The sequence below is a fragment of the Bacteroides bouchesdurhonensis genome, assembly GCF_900155865.1.
In the GTDB taxonomy this organism is placed as follows: domain Bacteria; phylum Bacteroidota; class Bacteroidia; order Bacteroidales; family Bacteroidaceae; genus Bacteroides; species Bacteroides bouchesdurhonensis.
The window spans coordinates 2,532,918-2,548,665 of sequence record NZ_LT707006.1; the positions used below are offsets into that span (position 1 = coordinate 2,532,918).

Genomic DNA, 15,748 nt, shown 5'->3' on the forward strand with positions numbered 1-15,748 from the left:
ACTTTTTTAATCTATACGTATTTTTATTTGGTATTATTAATTTGTTATTTGATGATGAGGGCTATTCATATAAATGTAGGTTAAATTTTTCTGACCATTTCAAACTGTTGTCCTTTTGGGGTAAGTCCTAATGATGACAAGAAACCAGTGACTGATTCACAATCGCAATCAACATTAGTAAATTTGAGTACATCGCTTTGAAAATGACTGACAGCACTTTTAAGCAAGGACTTGCCTATTCCTTTACGCCGGTAATCTTTTGCAACTGCGAGGGATGAAATATCGCCTGATGCCGGTTCAAAGATAACAAATCCGACAAGTTCTTCTCTTTCATAAGCTCCCAATATGTCCAAATTGTCGATTCCGCGTTCCAGTGAAGCCCTGTCATTTTGCCATGAAGGATGAAAATCGAACCAGGCCGTTTGGTTAAGGCAGTTTTTTAAATCCGATGGGAGTATGCGACATGCAGTATGGTTTACTTGCAATACAGGAACAATATCGCTCAGTTTGGCAGAGTAGTAGTTGAAATTTCTCTGTGTTTCAAAGCCTAATTTGCGATATATTTTTATTGCTTTGTGATTGTGTTGCAAAACTTCCAGTACATATTGCCGAACTCCTTGTTGATATATCAATTCGAGGCTGAAAGTGAATATTTTTTGGGTTAGGTGTAATCCCCGGAATGAAGGTACGGTTCCCGTCCCTGTGTCATAAGCCGTCAAGATGTTGTTGTACATGCCTGTTCCGTTAAACACAAAAGAAATCAGCCGTCCTTCGAAAAATGCTCCGAAAGATAGTTGTGGATTGTATCCTCGTCGGTCGAGCATGCGTCGCAATTCATCCGCATTCAAAGAGAAATCATAATCTTTGAATGCGGATGAGAATGCCGCATACAAATCTTTGAAAGAAACGGACTCTAAAGAATGAATGATGATTCCCATATCGGACGGTGTTATGTGTTTGGATTTTTATCACTATTCTCTACGGTTAAACCGTGCTGTTTGAGAAAGCTGAGCTTATCCCAATAACCTCTTTGGAAAACGATTTTATCGTTTTGCACATGGAAGAATCCGCATCCTCGCAACCCGAGCGGATCTTTCCATTCCATGATAGCCCATTCTCCATCCTCGAATATATGCTCAACAATACAAACCATTTTTGAGGTTGCAAATTCATTTACAAACATTTTATGGATAGCTGTTTTTCCTATAACCGGGGTGTTTGCGACTTGATGGTTTATGGCATCCTGAGCGTATAAGTTTGCCAAAGCGACTGCATCGGCGGCGTTGAAGCAGTCAATCCATTCTTGTAGTATCTCTTTTGGCGTCATATTTTTCGTATCTTTTATTCTTTAATATTTAATTGTTGCTTTTTCCTCTATAAGTTAGAATTAGATATTTTTCTAATTCCTTTTGAAATGATCATCAAAAACAAAATTAGTATTTTTTTCTGTTTTACTGATGATTCTGTAGAAATATTCTCGTTCATATTATTGTGTCATAAGGAACGTGTCAAAAAAGCGGTTTCCACATTACAGCTTTATGGTAAAATGAGTTTAACCAACTACATAACGCAATCTGTTGTCGGTACTGTTATCTATTTCCCATTCGTATTCTATTTAGCCCCTTATTGTGGGTATGCAGCAAGTTATCTTATCGAATTCACTCTCTTTGGGAGTCAAATATGGTTGTGCAAATGGTGGCTGACAAAACATAAACAAGGTTAGTTGGAATATTTTTTGGTATAATGTTTATAAACATAAATCAAGAAAGAATAAATAAATTTAATAGAGGCTGCCCAAAAAGAAAGAAATCCTTACAATCACTCTTCTACAGATACTTGCAGAGGGGATAAGATTTACTTTTAGACCTTTTGGATAGCCCCTATTAATATTTTATATAAAATTCATAATTTTAAATTTTTATCCCTTTCGATCGGTTTTCATCCTTAAACTGAAAACCCGGACGCCCGATAATGATATGATTGGCAATGAAATTGCCAGACGGACTTCGTTTATCCATCGGGCTGCGTATCGGTGGTGCATCATCGGTTTGTTGTGGCGATATGCTCCGTACACCTTCCGAAACAGGCTTGACCTCCTGTCCGTCGTTCTCCTTTTCGGCGACATCGGGTGTAGGCGGCGCAAGCTCTAACTGTATTTTGCGGTCAAGCGCGGCAAGTTCGGACTTCAACTGTTTCAGTTCGTCCTCCTTTTTCCATACCTTACTTGCTATCTCCTGCAACTGTGGGACTTCCTTTTCCAGCACCTCGTTCTTTCCCTTATACTGGTCGATGATGGACGGAATCCTCTCCAATGCGTTCAGGAAATTACGTGCGGCGGCTACCGGATCAGCCATCGCCAGATGCCCGTTATTGTAAGTGTACTTGTAGTTTCCCTCCACCACGAAACGGTTGTCGGTAAACTCCAGCCCCTCTTTGAGTATTCTCTCGCTGACCACCTTTATCGGAAAACCGTAAAGTTCCCCGACAGGCTTGTACAAACCGCCCGTCGTGGCGTTCTTGGCGATTTCCTGCAAACGCTTTCCGATAACCTTTTCATCGGTAGAATCCACACCGTCCACCTTGACAGCATTCTGGCGATTGCCCTCCTTATCGGTCTTGACAACGGAAAGAAAGCGGTTCCAATCTTCCGTCATGGCTTCGATTACCGCCGTATTGTTGCGCAGTTCCCCCGTCTTGGCTTCCAGCTTGAACTCCGAATCGCGCTTGCCCTTGTTGAACGACTTGCGTTCCCCTTCGAGCGAGGCGATACGCTTTTCCAGTTTCGCCTTGTCCAAAAGGTCGGTATTGCCGGAGAGCAACGCCATGTACTCCGAGAAGTTCATGCCCGATTTCTCGTCCATAGCCCCCTCGTCGATGGTACGCGCGCCCATCGCCCCGCTTTTGAGCTGCGAGATGAATGTCTGCTTGCAGTGCAGCAGGTTGAACTTGTAGCTGTCCAGCGACTTTTCCACAGCGTAGATGATGACATCCACGTTGTTCCCGGCAAAATGCTTGGCAATCTCGTTGCCTGCCCTGACTCCCCGTCCGTCACGCTGTTGTAGGTCGGACGGACGCCACGGCGTATCCAAATGATGGATTGCGACACACCGTTTCTGCGCGTTCACACCCGTTCCGAGCATGGAGGTGGAGCCGAACAGCACGCGCACCGTTCCGGCGTTCATGGCGTCTATCACCCCCTTGCGTGCCTTGTCGGTCTTGCACTCCTGAATGAAGCGCACCTCGCCTGCCGGGATGCCGTAGTCCTCCGTCAGTTTCCGCTTTATCTCGCTGTACACGTTCCACCCGTCGCCCGGCTGGTACGTTCCCAGATCCGAGAACACGAACTGCGTGCCTTTCTGCGCGTCATACCTGTGGTAATACTCCGCAATCGTCTTGGCGCAGTGCGAAGCCTTGTTGTCGGGGTGGTCTTCGTAATGCGGGTCTATCATGCGCATATCGAGAGCCATCTTGCGGGCGTAGTCGGTGGCGATAAGCATCTTCGCCTTCTCCTCCGTTTCCGACAGGGGTGGTCTGCCCAGCAGCGTGGCGTCACCCGTCTTGGCGAACTGCATCAGCTTTTGGATGAAGTCCTCCTGCTCCGGCGTCGGCGGTATGTGGTGCAGTATCTCGTTCTTGTGCGGACGGTCCACGCCCACGTCCTCCGCCGTGCGGTAGTCGGTTATCTCGTTGTAGAAGGCGGCAAGCTCCGGCACTTTGATGAAGTAGCGGAAACGCTCCTTCTGCACCACGTTGTTCGTCACGTTGAACTCGAAGTCGGTCGTCTTCTTGGCAAAGATAGCCGCCCAAGCGTCAAAGCAACGAATATCCTGCCGTTCCAGTTCCTTAGGGCGAAGGTACTTGAAGAGCAGGTACAGCTCCGTCAGCGAGTTGCTGATGGTCGTACCGGACAGGAACGTAGCCCCCAAGTCCTTGCCCGTGCGTTCCTGTATGGTACGTATGGCAAAGAGCATGTTCAGGGCTTTCTGGCTTCCTTCCGAGTTTCCCAATCCCGCCACACGGTCGTGCCGCGTGTTGAAAGTCAGGTTCTTGAATTGATGGCTCTCGTCAATGAAGATATGGTCGATGCCCATCTGCTTGAAGTCCACCACATCATCCGTGCGCGATTGGATGGCATGTTCCACCTTCTCCAACTTCGCTTCAAGGTTGTGCTTGCGCTTTTCCAGCCCTTTCAGCATCGCCCTCGACACGTTCTTGCCCTGTTGCCGCAGGACTTCGAGATTTTCCTCCACCGTGTCAAGCTCCGCTTGCAGGATGCGCTGCTGCAACTCCGGCGACTGCGGAATCTTGCCGAACTGGTCGTGCGACATGATGACGCAATCGTAGTCGTTGTTCTTGATGTTGTTGAAGAAACGCACGCGGTTGGCGGTCGAGAAGTCCTTCTCCGAGGCATAGAGAATCCGCGCGTTGGGATATGCCGCCTGATAGGTGGCGGCAATCTCCGCGACATTGGCTTTCAGCCCGATAATCATCGGTTTGTGCGCCAAGTTCAGGCGCTTCATCTCATGCGCTGCAATACACATTATCAGCGTTTTACCGGTTCCCACCTCGTGGTCACAAATGCCACCGCCATTCTGTTTGAGCATCCAGACGCAATCCATCTGTGACGGATAGACGCTCTTGATACCCCGGCTTGCCAGCCCTTTGAGGTTGAGGTCGGGAAATGTCTGGTGAGAGCCGTCATACTTTGGGCGCACGAAACAGTTGAACTTGCGGTTGTACATCGTCGTCAGCCGTTCCTTGAACTGCGGCGACTGCTCTTCCAGCCATTCCGAGAACCCGTTGCGGATTTCATCAATCTTGGCGTTGGCGAGCTGTATGCCCTCGCTGTCACGCACCTTGATGTCATTGCCATGCTCGTCCTTACCGATGGATTTCATCATGTCCGGGCAGGTGTTGTGCAGGGCGTGTTTCAACAGGTGCATGCCGTCATAGTTCCGGTAATAGCCCTTCACTAAAAACTCGTCCGTGATTTTCATGGTGCGGCAGCCGCACGCCACCGAAAACTCATCCATGCTTGCGGAGTAGGCGATTTTCACGTCCGTGTCGAAAAGATGGCTCATATAGGCGGCATACACGCCCGTCGGAATCCAGCGTTCCCCGAAATTGAAGTCGAGGTCCTCAAAGGCGATGCGCGGCGGCTCGGCTTCTTTCAGAGCCTCCAACGCCTGCTTCACTTCCGGCATACGTCCGTTTTCGGGGTTGTCGCCCATCCATGCCTCGATGCGCTCCGCCTTTTCTATCACATTCCCGGCGATGAACCTGTCCTTTATCTCGTAACCGGTTACGAGCGGGTTGTAGAAGATGCGTCCTTTGAGGGCGTCAAGCAATCCCTCCTCCGTGCTGTCGGTTATCTCCCGCATATAGTCGAGATTGACCGTGCCGAACTTGTTGAGCGACGCGGAGAGTGCCTCTTCGGGAGAGCTTACGTTGGCATGGCTCTCCACAGAGAAGGAAACGGGACGCTCGAAAATGTCCGCCTTGACGAACCTGCCGTCCTCCGCCCGTTCCAGCGAAAGGATGTCGCGTCCGGCGACATCCATCATCAACAGTTTCACGTTATGCTTGGCATTGAGGTTGCCGTAGCGCATGACAAACTCATCGTAGCAGGTGTTCAACGCTCCGCGTTGCGCAGACCCTTCATCGTGATACTCCGCCTCGTAGCGGTAAAGCCGCTCGTATGCGTCACGGAGTGACACATACAACATCGCTTTCTCCTTCTGGTAGCCGGTCAGGTCAAGCGGTTGGAATGTCGCGCCGTAAGGCGTGAGGCCCTTCAAATAACCGAGATTGCGTGAAGCATCCAGTACCATAGAGCCGTCACGGTAGTGCGGCTCCAGCATACCGTTGAACGGACGGGGAGAAAGGTCGAGAGGTTCCTCCTTCGGCTTTTCCGTTTCAAATTCAGGGAAAAGGGAAGTTGTTGTCTCACTTGCGTTATTGTCCGTAACGGGAACGGTTGCGACTTCCGTCTGTGCTTCGGGGCGTTTTGTCGCTTCCTTTTCCGGCATGTCAATGGCGGGAGCGGCTTTCACCGCCGTCCCGTCCACCCGTTGCTTCTCCTGATGCTGTGCCGCCAGCCTGCGAAGTTCCTTGCGTCGCTCCGGCGTGAGGTCCATCATCATTTCATAGAAACCGTTGATGGGCGGATTGGTGTCCCAATCCAAAGAGGCGTAAATATCATCCAGATCGCCTTTGGCTGCGAAACTCACCGGCTTTGTTTCATGGCTGTCCCTCTTCTCCGTCAGTGGTGCAACAGACGGCTGTGGCGGTGCAGTCGTAACCTTCGGCGTAACCTGCGCCTGCGGTTTGGGAGGCATACGCCTTGCCGGGCTTTCCTTTTTCGCCGTCTTTTTCTTCTTGGCGGGGGCTTCCTGCTTGCGTACTTCCTCGGTCATGCCCCAGAGGTCGAGCAGGGAGAGCTGCACGCCCTCCGAATAATCGGGGCGGCGCGGCTCTATCTCCGACTTTTCTTCCTCCGGCTGCGGTGTTGCCGCTTCGGGCTTCGCTGCCATTTCATGACGTGGCTGTATCTCAGGAGTGACAACCGGTGTGGAAATGGTTTCTGTTACCGTGCTTTTCCCCTGTGCCGGATGCAGGCTGTGCATTTCATACAGCTTTTTGTCCAACTTATACAGCTCAATATCCATATGTTCCCGCAAATCCTCCGCCATTTGCCCGATGCCGTCCCGGTGCATGACTTTATAGGCTGGTTTCCCGTAAGGGTCTGTGCCGCTTATCAGATCCGAGTGGGGAATCATGCCGATGCTGCCGACATACCCGTTCTGGAAACTGCCTATCGGTGTCTTTTCCGTCTGCACGAACAACTCTTCATAATCGTACAGCTCCCGTTTCTTGCCGCTGTTCTTTTGCAGGATAATCAGGTCGCTGCCCACTTCCGTACCCGCGTTGTCCGTGAAGAGGTTGTTCGGCAGGCGTGCGACTCCCACCAGATTGGCATTACGCATCATATACTCGCGTATGGGCGCGTTGGACGGTGCGTCCAGTACCCCTTGAGAGGTGATGAACGCCACGATGCCGCCCTCACGCACCGCGTCAAGGCTTTTCAGGAAGAAGTAGTTGTGTATTGCCTTCGGTGCGGAACGCCTTGCCGGGTCTTGGCTTCCTGTAAATTCCGGGTCGAACACAGCCACGTCGCCGAACGGGATGTTCGAGATGGCAAGGTCGAAATAGTCCGTGAAGGGCTTCTCTATCTTCTCGAATCCCTGCACCCTTACCTTTTGGTCGGGATGCAGGTGTCCCAATATCTTGCCCGTCATCAGGTCTTTCTCGAAAGCCATGATGTCCGCGTCCGGCTTGTTTTCCAGCACGGCATCCACGAATGCGCCCACGCCCGCCGACGGCTCCAGCACACGGTCGGGACGTATGCCGTGTTCATGCAGAGCCTCCGCAATCGTGCCGGTTATCTCCGGCGGGGTGTAGAAAGCGGTCAGCACGGACTGCTTCATGGCATCCACGTACCGCTTGTACTCCGTATCGTCCTTGCTGTTTTCACGCACCAGCCTGTGCAGTTCTACCGTAGGGGTAAACAGTTCGAGGTCCGATTTCGCCCAATGCACGGCATCCGTCAGTTCCTTTGCAGGATTCAGTATGCACTTCAACCCGCCGAAACCGCAATACTTCCGAAGTATGGCTTGTTCCTCGGCGGTTGCCGTCCTCCGTTCCCTGTCAAGGATGAATGCCGTCCGTATCGCCTCGATGTTGTCCCGCAGCCGTTGTTTGCGGTTAAACGCCATATTCCCCGATATAAAGGACGGCGGCTCCCGTCAGCTCCGTGTAGAGCAGGTCGTATTCGGGCGACAGGGCGAAATTGTCGTCCGAAAGGTCATAGGCGGAGAATACGTTGCCGACCGGCGGCAGCAACTTTCGGATGAAGGCTTCGCGTTTCTTTCCCGGCACTTCGTCGGCAAACTCGTTTTCCACGACTTCGCGGAGGATGGCGTACTTGGAATAGCGAAGCCCCCGCAGGAGCGTGTCCATCGCCAACTCCTGCGCCCCTTCGGGCGGATAGCCTTCGAGCCGCGCACGCTCATACGTTTCGGCGGCACGGTCGGCACGCTCCCGGATGAAGGCATCGTCGGAAGCCTGTTCAAACCTGTTCGTGCGGAGGTAGTCCAGCAGGTACAGACCGTAATAGGAAAAGTCGGTCTGACCCTCGTTTTTCTTCTTGTTGTTCATTACTTTGGAATTTAGTGGATTGATAATGACGGGGATAGTCGTCTGAAAAGGAGAAAGAAAAGGCACTCGGTATCCCTCCGAGTGCCACCACTAAATCCAAAGTATGAGTGTAATCCGGTATCGAAGAACAATTCATTACTCTGAACAAGTGGCAAAGGTAGTGCAAATCGAAGACAATACGAAATAAACCCGTTTATTTCTATTGTTGAGGTGCAGCCTACTTTCTCAAAAGTTAATACTATTTCTTCCGTCCTGAAAATTTCCTGCTCGTGTTCCTTTCGGGGAACACGAAAGTCGTGTTATAGTCCCCGTCAAAGGCGACTATGGCGTCGAAGCTCTTGCCCTGCTTGCTCTTGAAGCCTTTGAGCAGCTTCGTATGCCCGTCGGTGAGCAGGTCTTTGATCTCGTCATCGGAAAGGGTGCGGTTCGCTTTCAGGCGGAACACGGGCAGCCCGCACTCCGCGTTGTCGCAGCGTACCACCTTGCCGTAGAACTGCATGCTGCCCGTCCCGCACTTGGGACACTTGCAGCCGGAATCCCTGCGGGCGAACAGTTTGTCGCACGAGAGCAGTTCGGAGGTGATTTCGCGTGTGTACGCCTCTATCTCCCTGCGGAAGGTTTCGGCGGGCATTTCCCCGCGCTCGATGCGTGCCAGATTCTTCTCCCATTCGCCCGTCATGGTTACGTCGGCGATGCGCATCGTCTTCACGACCGAATAGAGGGCAAGCCCTTTTTCAGTCGGCACAAGCGATTTCTTGCAGCGTTCCATGTAGCCGCGCTTGAAGAGCGTTTCGATAATCGCCGCACGGGTGGCGGGCGTGCCGATGCCGCAGTCCTTCAACGCCTGACGGAGTGCATCGTCCTCTATGTCCTTGCCCGCCGTTTCCATTGCCGACAACAGTGTCGCTTCTGTATGCAGCGGCTTGGGTTTGGTCTTTCCCTCCGTGATGGAGCAGCCTTTCAGCGTCAGCGTGTCGCCTTCCCGCCAATCGGGGATGGAGGTTTCTTCCTTGTCCTCCACGCTATAGACGGCACGCCATCCGGCTTGCCTGATGACGCTGCCTTTCACCGTGAACTCCACTCCGGCACACTCCGCCGTGACGGTGGCGGTGTCCTTGACGCATTTTTCGGAGAAAGCCTCGATCATGCGTCCGGCAACCATCTGATAGACGGTGCTGTCCTCTTTGGAGAGGAATAGTGGCTTCTCGCCCGTGACGAGCAGGGCGTGGTGGTCCGTCACCTTGCCGCCGTCCACGCTTCTGCGTGTCGGGACGCATTTCGGCTGCACCTTGCCTTTCCATTCGGGCAAAGCCCCGATGAAGGCGAGCAGCTTGGGGATTTCGGCGAACACGTCTTCGGGTATGTAGCGGCTTCCGGTTCGCGGATAGGTGATGAGCTTCTTCTCGTAAAGCTTCTGCGCGATTTCAAGCGTCTGTTCCGCCGTGAAGCCGTGCTTGGCGTTGGCTTCCTTCTGGAGCGTCGTCAGGTCGTACAGCAGCGGTGTTTCCTCCGTCTTCTCCTTGCGTTCGGCTTTCGTGACGGTGGCTGTGCCTGCCGACTTCACCTTATTATATAGTTCCGTCGCAGGCTCTTTCTCTTTCCACTTTTCGGAAGAGGAAAACTTCACCGTTCCTTCATCGCAGCCGTCCGTTGCGATATGGAGCTGCCAGAAGGCTTCGGGCGTGAAGCGGCGGTTCTCCCAATAGCGTGCGCACACCATCGCCAACGTGGGTGTCTGCACCCGCCCGATGGAGTACGTGCCGTGTCCGGCGGCGATGGAGAGTGCCTGCGTGCCGTTGATGCCCACGAGCCAGTCTGATTCGCTCCGCGCTTTGGCGGCAAGATAGAGGTTGTCGTATTTGCCGCCCGCTTCGAGGTTGCGCAGTCCCTCGCGGATAGCCTTGTCGGTAAGCGAGCTTATCCAGAGGCGGACGAACGGGGTGGTGCATCCGGTATAATGGTAGAGGTAGCGGAAGATAAGCTCACCCTCGCGCCCTGCATCGGTCGCCACGATGATCTGTTCGCTTTCCTTGAATAGCCGGGCAACGGTCTTGATCTGCGCCACCACGCCGCTGTCGGGCTTGTAGCCCTTCTCCGTCTTTACCTGACGGGGGACGAGCGTGAAGGTGTCGGGAATGACGGGCAGATTGTCACGGACGAAACCGCGTATGCCGTAGCCGTCGGGCATGGCAAGCTGCACAAGGTGTCCGAACGCCCAAGTCACGGCGTAGCCGCCTCCCTCGAAATATCCTTCCTCTCTCTTTGTCGCGCCCACGATACGGGCGATCTCACGTGCCACAGACGGCTTTTCTGCAATGATTGTCTTCATATTCTTCTGTCGTTTTGAATTTTACAAATGTTACTTCGGATTTAGTGGCGGACACGGGATTACATCTTCATGCCCTTGTTGTTTCTTTTCTGCTGCTGTTGCTGTGCGGTGTCCTTCGGGGCGGTCTGTCCCTTCCGCAACGGCTCTTTCAGGTTCTTGGTAGCCTCGTTGGTCTTGCCCTCGCTGTTCACCGCCACCTGCGTGCGGCTCTCGTTGGAAGGGGCGACCTTCTGCGCGTTGTCGGGGTTGGTGTCGTAGCGGTACGGGCGTCCCTTCTCCGGGTTGAACTTGATGTACATCGTGGCGTGGAAGCCCTGCTTGTCGGTCACGTTCTCTAATTTCACGGCTTTGCCAGCCACGTAGTCGGCTTTCTGCTGTTCGGTGAAGTCCACGCCGCTCCATTTGCTGATGGGGCGGATGCTGCCGTCGGCGTTCGTCCACGTGTTGCGGCGTTGCTCCTTGTTCGTGCCTCCGGCATTCTCCGTACCCTGCGCCTGTCCCTGTGCGGGGGTGTTCTTCGTTTCCTGCGTCCGGGCGGTACGGGGCGACCTGCCGGTTCCCGGCACGAACTCCACGCCGCGCTGCTCCACGTTCACTTGCAGGGTGGTGACGAACTTCCTGCCGTCCTTGCGCTCGATGAGCTTGTCGCGCACGGGCAGCCCGGCACGCAGCATGTCCTGCTCCTGCTTGGTGATTTCCGTCTTGCCGATGCGTTCCGGTATGCGCACCTTGTTCGTCGGGACATCCGTGATTTCGTTCGTCTTGCGGTCAATACTGACGAACGAGGGGATGATCTCGCCCGTTTCCCTGTCCACGAGGTCCACGACCCTGCCGAGGTTGCCTGTTTCGCGCAGGTTCTTCCGGTCGTCGTCGGAGAACTTGTGTTCCTTGTACTCGTCGAGCTTCTGCTCCTTGCGGATGAAGTGCGGCACAAGGCTGACATTGCCCTCGCCGTCCTTCTTGAAGGAGAGGCGGGCGTCCAGCTCGAAAGCCTCTCCGCCGAAATTGGGCGACACCCTCACCAAGTCGGACTTGCCGTAGTTGAGCATTCTGTTAAGGTCGCCCGACTTTTCAAGGTCGTCGCGCTTCACGCCCCATTTCTCCTCCAACTCCTGCCAGTTGATCTTGCTCTCGTCGATGGGCTGGTAGCCCCGGTTGCCCTGCGTCTGCTGCGGGCTTTCCTGATTCTGTTCGTTTTTCTGTTCCATCTCTTCCTGTTTTTTAGGTTCGTCATCTTGTTTCTGTTCCGGTTGTTCCTGCTTTTCGGCGGACTGCTCCTCCTGTACTTTCTTTTCGTAGCCGGAGGTGTCCACCTTGTGGGGCGCAAGCAGTTCCTTGTTGCCGTCGGGGTCTTTCAGCAAGTCCTTGATAACCTCCAGCAGCTTGTCGGCTTGGTCCGCCGCGACACGGTAGAAACCGAAGCGGCTGGGTTCCTTGCACTGCCGGAAGAAGTTCTTGAAGAAGTTGTCCAGCACGTCGCCGTGCCGGTCGAATTGCAGGAAACTCTGCGCGTTCTCCGCTTTCGCGGGGATGCGCTTGGGGGAGCCGTCGGCGTTCAGCCCGGCTACCACGCTGATTTCGCCCGTCTTCTCGTCACGGACAACCAGCACGTCCTTTTCGTCTTTTTTCTTTGCCATCTGAAAAATGTTTTAATGGTTATTTTTGAAAGAAATTATGGATACGGGCCTTGTAGAAGGCTATATCTTCCTTGCGGAAGTCCTTTACATGTTCGGAGAGGAACGTCAGCACGTCCGCCTCGCTGTAATAGGTCTTTTTGCCGAGCGTCTTGTAAGGCAGCGCGCCGATGCTGCGGTAGCGTTGCAGGGTGCGCTTGCTGATTTGGAGCAGCATGCACAGGTCTTGGTTGTCGAAAAGCCTGATCCCGTTCATCGGGTTCGGGGCTTTGCCGGACGGCTGCATGGAGAGCAGCATCTCGTCCTGACGGTCGAGCCGTTCCATCACCTTCTGCATCCAGTTCTCGAAATTGTTGCGGGTAAGCAGTTCCATGTCCTACGTCCTCCTTCCTTTGGGTCTGCCGCCCGTGCGCAGCGTGTGGTTGCGTTTCAGCTGTTCCGGTGTCGCGGCTTCGCCCGTGACGGTGCTGTCTTCGAGCAGGCGGTCTATTTCAGACTGCCGGTAGCGGCACTTGCCGCGCAGCACGACATAGGCGATGCGCTGTTCGCTGCGCATGCGCTGGAGGGTGCGGCAACTCACGTTCAGCAGGTGCGCCGCCTCGCGGGTGGTGAGCAGCCTGTCGGGGGATTCTTCCTTCCTACCGCCGGAAACGGCACGCACGTGTGCCGCTATCTCGGCTATCTGTTCCGTCAATGCGGTGAAGGCGGAACTTTCCATCGTTATCACTTTCATATTCAGTCCTTTCTTTTGGTTTATTTGCATGAACATAGGCTGCGCCTCGGCATACCGTTCAAGCGAGCTTGACGTGCTGCGCTCGGCTTGCGCTATGTTTCTGCGACAAAATTCGGCAATAAACCAAAGGGGCTTTAACAGCTCACTACGTGGCTCACGTAAGATTTTTACGGATAATGGCTCCGTAACCCGGACAGACGACGCAACAAGCTGCCTTTTAGTGGGAAACGGCACGTGTTCAAGGCGGCTTCGTTACCTTTGCGGCAAACTCTGAAATGTTTTGCTTATGGAAATAGTATCTATCGAGAAAAAGACCTTCGAGATGATGGTGGCGTCCTTCAACGCCCTCGCGGAGAAGGTAGCCGCCCTGAGGCGCAGGAGCGACGGCGGGCGGATGGAAAGGTGGCTCACGGGCGAGGAGGTCTGCGGGCAGTTGAGGATCAGCCCGCGCACGTTGCAGACCTTGCGTGACAGGCGGCTTATCGGCTACTCGCAGATTAACCGCAGGTTCTATTACAAGCCGGAGGAGGTCAAAAAGCTCATTCCGCTTGTCGGCACGCTCTATCCCTGCGGGAAATGATTTGATTTTTATTATTCACAACCCACTGAATCCGAAATGATGATGAACGAGAACAATGAAGTGTTTACAATGGAGGACGAGCCGCTTGCCTCCGTCGTGCAGAACATGCGCAAAGGCTCGAAATGGCTCTCCGCCTTTCTGGAAAGTTACCGCCCGCCGTTGGACGGGGAACGTTACCTGACGGACAGGGAGGTGGCGGAACTGCTCCGTGTCAGCCGCCGCACCTTGCAGGAGTACCGCAACAACAGGGTGCTGCCCTTTATCCTTTTGGGAGGGAAGGTGCTTTACCCCGAATCGGGGTTGCGTGAGCTGCTGGAGGCGAACTACCGCAAGCCGATGGAATAAGGCGGCTGCATGAAAAAAAAGGAAACGGGCAACTCCTTCACGGGGCTGTCCGTTTCCTTTTTATTCTTATTATTATATGTCTTCTGCGTTTTCAGCAATACCCGGCTTTTCCGTTCTGTATGAACATCACGTATGCCTGCCGCTTTTCCTTCGAGAGTGCTTTCTCTACCAGCCACGTGCGGAACACGTGTGCATGGTAGGTGTTCAGCCGGAAGGCAACGGGGATGATGATTTCAAGCGAGTAAACATCCGCGTGCAGCCCGTTTTCAAGCCGCATGTAGCGGCACACCTCGTAGTCGTTCAGCACGTCCGGCTTGCGGACGGCTCTGATGGCGGCGTTCACAGCCGGGACGCCCGTGTGGAACAGTCCGGCGATTTCTGTGGCGGTCATCCATATCTCGTTACCGGTTACGCTGACCGTGTTGTCCTCTATGATGATGGTTCCTCGTGTCATGGCTTCTCTGTTTTTAGATGGTGCAACATGAAAATTCCTCGATGCCGTTCAACCTTGCGGCAAGGTTCTCCATGTCTTGGTTGAGCTTCTCTTTGGTGATTTTCGCGTATATCTGCGTCGTCTTTATGCTCTTGTGTCCCAGCATGGAACTCACCGTTTCGATGGGTACGCCGTTGGAGAGGAACACCGTCGTGGCTGCCGTGTGGCGGCTCTGATGCCACGTGATATGCTTGGTGATACCGCAACGCTTGGCGACGGAACGGATTCCGGCAAGGCACGTGTTGTAGTGGGGAACGGGGAAAATCCTGCCGTTCCCGCACAGACCCCGGTATTTGTCGATGATGCGCTTTGCGATGTCGAGCAGGCGGATATTGGACACCACGCCCGTCTTCTGGCGGTTGATGTTTATCCACTCGTGTTCGTCGAAGTAGGTATGGATGTTCTCTTCCGTCAGGTTGCGCATGTCGGCGAACGACAAGCCCGTGAAGGCGCAGAACAGGTAGAGGTCGCGGTAAAGCTCCTGCTTGGCGTTTTTCAGCCTGCCCTCCATCAGCAGCCGGATTTCCTCTTTCGTCAGGAAACTGCGTGTCGTTTCCTCCTTCTTGATTTCATACTCCCGGAACGGGTCGCGTGTGAGCCACTCGTTGTTGATGGCGATGAACACCATCGTCCGCAAGGGGCAGACATACAGCCACACGGTATTGGTGCAGCAGTGCTTGTCCGTGCGTAGGAACATCTCGAAGTCGGAGATGAAAGCGGGCGTAAGCTCTTTCAGCGCGATGTCCTTCACGCGGTAGCGGATGGTGAGGAATTCTTGCAGGTGCTTGTAAACGGTCTTGTACTTCAGGAGCGTGCCTTTGGCTTTCATGCCAGCCTCCACCTGTTTCTCGTAGTCCTCGTTGTGCTGGCGGAACACCTGCATCAGCGTGTGGTAGCGGTGTTCCAGTCCGAGAAAGGCGTTCTTGACCTTCTCCGCCGTGACGAAATTGTCACGCTCCATGATTTCCTGATAATGTCTGTTGATGCGCACACGCATCTTGTCGAGCATGCGGTTCGTTTCGAGTGCCGCCGTGCTTCTGCCCGTGACACGTCCCCCTTTGGTGTCCCACAGCTTGGGATCGACGGTCAGTTTGCAACTGAACTGCGTCTGGCTGCCGTCCACCGTGATGCGTCCCATGACGGGTACTGTCCCGTCCTTTTTCACTACCTGACGTTTGAGGTAGTAGATTACTGAAAATGTACTCTTCATCGTCCTTAATTTTTTTAGGTTCAAAATTAGTCGGTGAAGAGTCCGTCGCCGGTACGCAAAACGGGGAGGAACGGCGCAATCTTTTTCCGTAACCGGATTTGTTGCGTGGGTTGTCAATAACTCACTAATCCTTAACGCCTTGTTTCGTTATCCGTGTCCGTTTGTCGCCTTTTCGGGCATGGTTACGGACAAGTAACGTAGCGGCGT

General features: G+C 53.6%; 12 protein-coding genes and 1 pseudogene. 3 read left to right on the forward strand and 10 right to left on the reverse strand.

Features of this window, described 5'->3' with window-relative positions; genetic code table 11:
* Positions 1–80 precede the first annotated feature (80 nt).
* Together CZ225_RS10400 and CZ225_RS10405 are read right to left on the reverse strand one after the other, a co-directional pair.
* Positions 81–938 carry a GNAT family N-acetyltransferase gene (locus CZ225_RS10400; protein ID WP_007366527.1) on the reverse strand — a complete coding sequence of 286 codons (858 nt, stop codon included), beginning with the start codon at positions 936–938 and terminating at the stop codon, positions 81–83.
* Between the two features lie 11 nt (positions 939–949).
* The gene (locus CZ225_RS10405; protein WP_007366528.1) at positions 950–1,327 is read right to left on the reverse strand and encodes a nuclear transport factor 2 family protein; all 378 of its coding nucleotides are present in this window, start codon (positions 1,325–1,327) and stop codon (positions 950–952) included.
* Between the two features lie 117 nt (positions 1,328–1,444).
* Between CZ225_RS10405 and CZ225_RS10410 the strand changes: the two are divergent.
* Positions 1,445–1,723, forward strand: a pseudogene (locus CZ225_RS10410) (DUF418 domain-containing protein); the annotation flags it as partial.
* 187 nt (positions 1,724–1,910) lie between these two features.
* Here CZ225_RS10410 and CZ225_RS10415 read toward each other — a convergent pair.
* From CZ225_RS10415 to CZ225_RS10440, 6 genes are all read right to left on the reverse strand, one after another.
* Positions 1,911–7,775 carry an N-6 DNA methylase gene (locus CZ225_RS10415; RefSeq protein ID WP_007366530.1) on the reverse strand — a complete coding sequence of 1,955 codons (5,865 nt, stop codon included), beginning with the start codon at positions 7,773–7,775 and terminating at the stop codon, positions 1,911–1,913.
* Positions 7,765–8,217, reverse strand: coding sequence for a DUF1896 domain-containing protein (locus CZ225_RS10420; protein ID WP_007366531.1), 453 nt, complete (start codon positions 8,215–8,217; stop codon positions 7,765–7,767). The genes CZ225_RS10415 and CZ225_RS10420 overlap by 11 nt, the downstream gene beginning before the upstream one ends.
* Before the next feature lie 238 nt (positions 8,218–8,455).
* On the reverse strand, positions 8,456–10,546 hold the full coding sequence (locus CZ225_RS10425) for a type IA DNA topoisomerase (protein ID WP_007366532.1): 2,091 nt from the start codon (positions 10,544–10,546) through the stop codon (positions 8,456–8,458).
* A gap of 59 nt (positions 10,547–10,605) precedes the next feature.
* Positions 10,606–12,183 (reverse strand): DUF3945 domain-containing protein, encoded by a 1,578-nt coding sequence (locus CZ225_RS10430; protein WP_007366533.1) that lies wholly within the window; start codon positions 12,181–12,183, stop codon positions 10,606–10,608.
* 19 nt (positions 12,184–12,202) lie between these two features.
* Positions 12,203–12,553: a helix-turn-helix domain-containing protein gene (locus CZ225_RS10435; RefSeq protein WP_007366534.1), complete on the reverse strand. Its 351-nt coding sequence runs from the start codon at positions 12,551–12,553 to the stop codon at positions 12,203–12,205.
* 3 nt (positions 12,554–12,556) lie between these two features.
* The gene (locus tag CZ225_RS10440) at positions 12,557–12,949 is read right to left on the reverse strand and encodes a helix-turn-helix domain-containing protein (protein WP_014224631.1); all 393 of its coding nucleotides are present in this window, start codon (positions 12,947–12,949) and stop codon (positions 12,557–12,559) included.
* Positions 12,950–13,199: 250 nt separating this feature from the next.
* Here CZ225_RS10440 and CZ225_RS10450 point away from each other — a divergent pair, with 250 nt between their 5' ends.
* Positions 13,200–13,493 (forward strand): helix-turn-helix domain-containing protein, encoded by a 294-nt coding sequence (locus CZ225_RS10450; protein WP_007366536.1) that lies wholly within the window; start codon positions 13,200–13,202, stop codon positions 13,491–13,493.
* 39 nt (positions 13,494–13,532) lie between these two features.
* Positions 13,533–13,838 carry a helix-turn-helix domain-containing protein gene (locus CZ225_RS10455; protein WP_014224629.1) on the forward strand — a complete coding sequence of 102 codons (306 nt, stop codon included), beginning with the start codon at positions 13,533–13,535 and terminating at the stop codon, positions 13,836–13,838.
* A 91-nt stretch (positions 13,839–13,929) separates the two neighbouring features.
* Here CZ225_RS10455 and CZ225_RS10460 read toward each other — a convergent pair whose 3' ends face one another.
* Positions 13,930–14,292, reverse strand: a complete 363-nt coding sequence (locus tag CZ225_RS10460) for a virulence RhuM family protein (RefSeq protein WP_007366538.1) — start codon at positions 14,290–14,292, stop codon at positions 13,930–13,932.
* Positions 14,293–14,305: 13 nt separating this feature from the next.
* Positions 14,306–15,541 carry a site-specific integrase gene (locus CZ225_RS10465; protein ID WP_007366539.1) on the reverse strand — a complete coding sequence of 412 codons (1,236 nt, stop codon included), beginning with the start codon at positions 15,539–15,541 and terminating at the stop codon, positions 14,306–14,308.
* Positions 15,542–15,748 lie beyond the last annotated feature (207 nt).

Coding starts and splice junctions, on each gene's coding strand:
- CZ225_RS10400 (WP_007366527.1), bottom strand. CDS start 938: ATGGGAATCATCATTCATTCTTTAGAGTCCGTTTCTTTCAAAGATTTG.
- CZ225_RS10405 (WP_007366528.1), bottom strand. CDS start 1,327: ATGACGCCAAAAGAGATACTACAAGAATGGATTGACTGCTTCAACGCC.
- CZ225_RS10415 (WP_007366530.1), bottom strand. CDS start 7,775: ATGGCGTTTAACCGCAAACAACGGCTGCGGGACAACATCGAGGCGATA.
- CZ225_RS10420 (WP_007366531.1), bottom strand. CDS start 8,217: ATGAACAACAAGAAGAAAAACGAGGGTCAGACCGACTTTTCCTATTAC.
- CZ225_RS10425 (WP_007366532.1), bottom strand. CDS start 10,546: ATGAAGACAATCATTGCAGAAAAGCCGTCTGTGGCACGTGAGATCGCC.
- CZ225_RS10430 (WP_007366533.1), bottom strand. CDS start 12,183: ATGGCAAAGAAAAAAGACGAAAAGGACGTGCTGGTTGTCCGTGACGAG.
- CZ225_RS10435 (WP_007366534.1), bottom strand. CDS start 12,553: ATGGAACTGCTTACCCGCAACAATTTCGAGAACTGGATGCAGAAGGTG.
- CZ225_RS10440 (WP_014224631.1), bottom strand. CDS start 12,949: ATGTTCATGCAAATAAACCAAAAGAAAGGACTGAATATGAAAGTGATA.
- CZ225_RS10450 (WP_007366536.1), top strand. CDS start 13,200: ATGGAAATAGTATCTATCGAGAAAAAGACCTTCGAGATGATGGTGGCG.
- CZ225_RS10455 (WP_014224629.1), top strand. CDS start 13,533: ATGATGAACGAGAACAATGAAGTGTTTACAATGGAGGACGAGCCGCTT.
- CZ225_RS10460 (WP_007366538.1), bottom strand. CDS start 14,292: ATGACACGAGGAACCATCATCATAGAGGACAACACGGTCAGCGTAACC.
- CZ225_RS10465 (WP_007366539.1), bottom strand. CDS start 15,541: ATGAAGAGTACATTTTCAGTAATCTACTACCTCAAACGTCAGGTAGTG.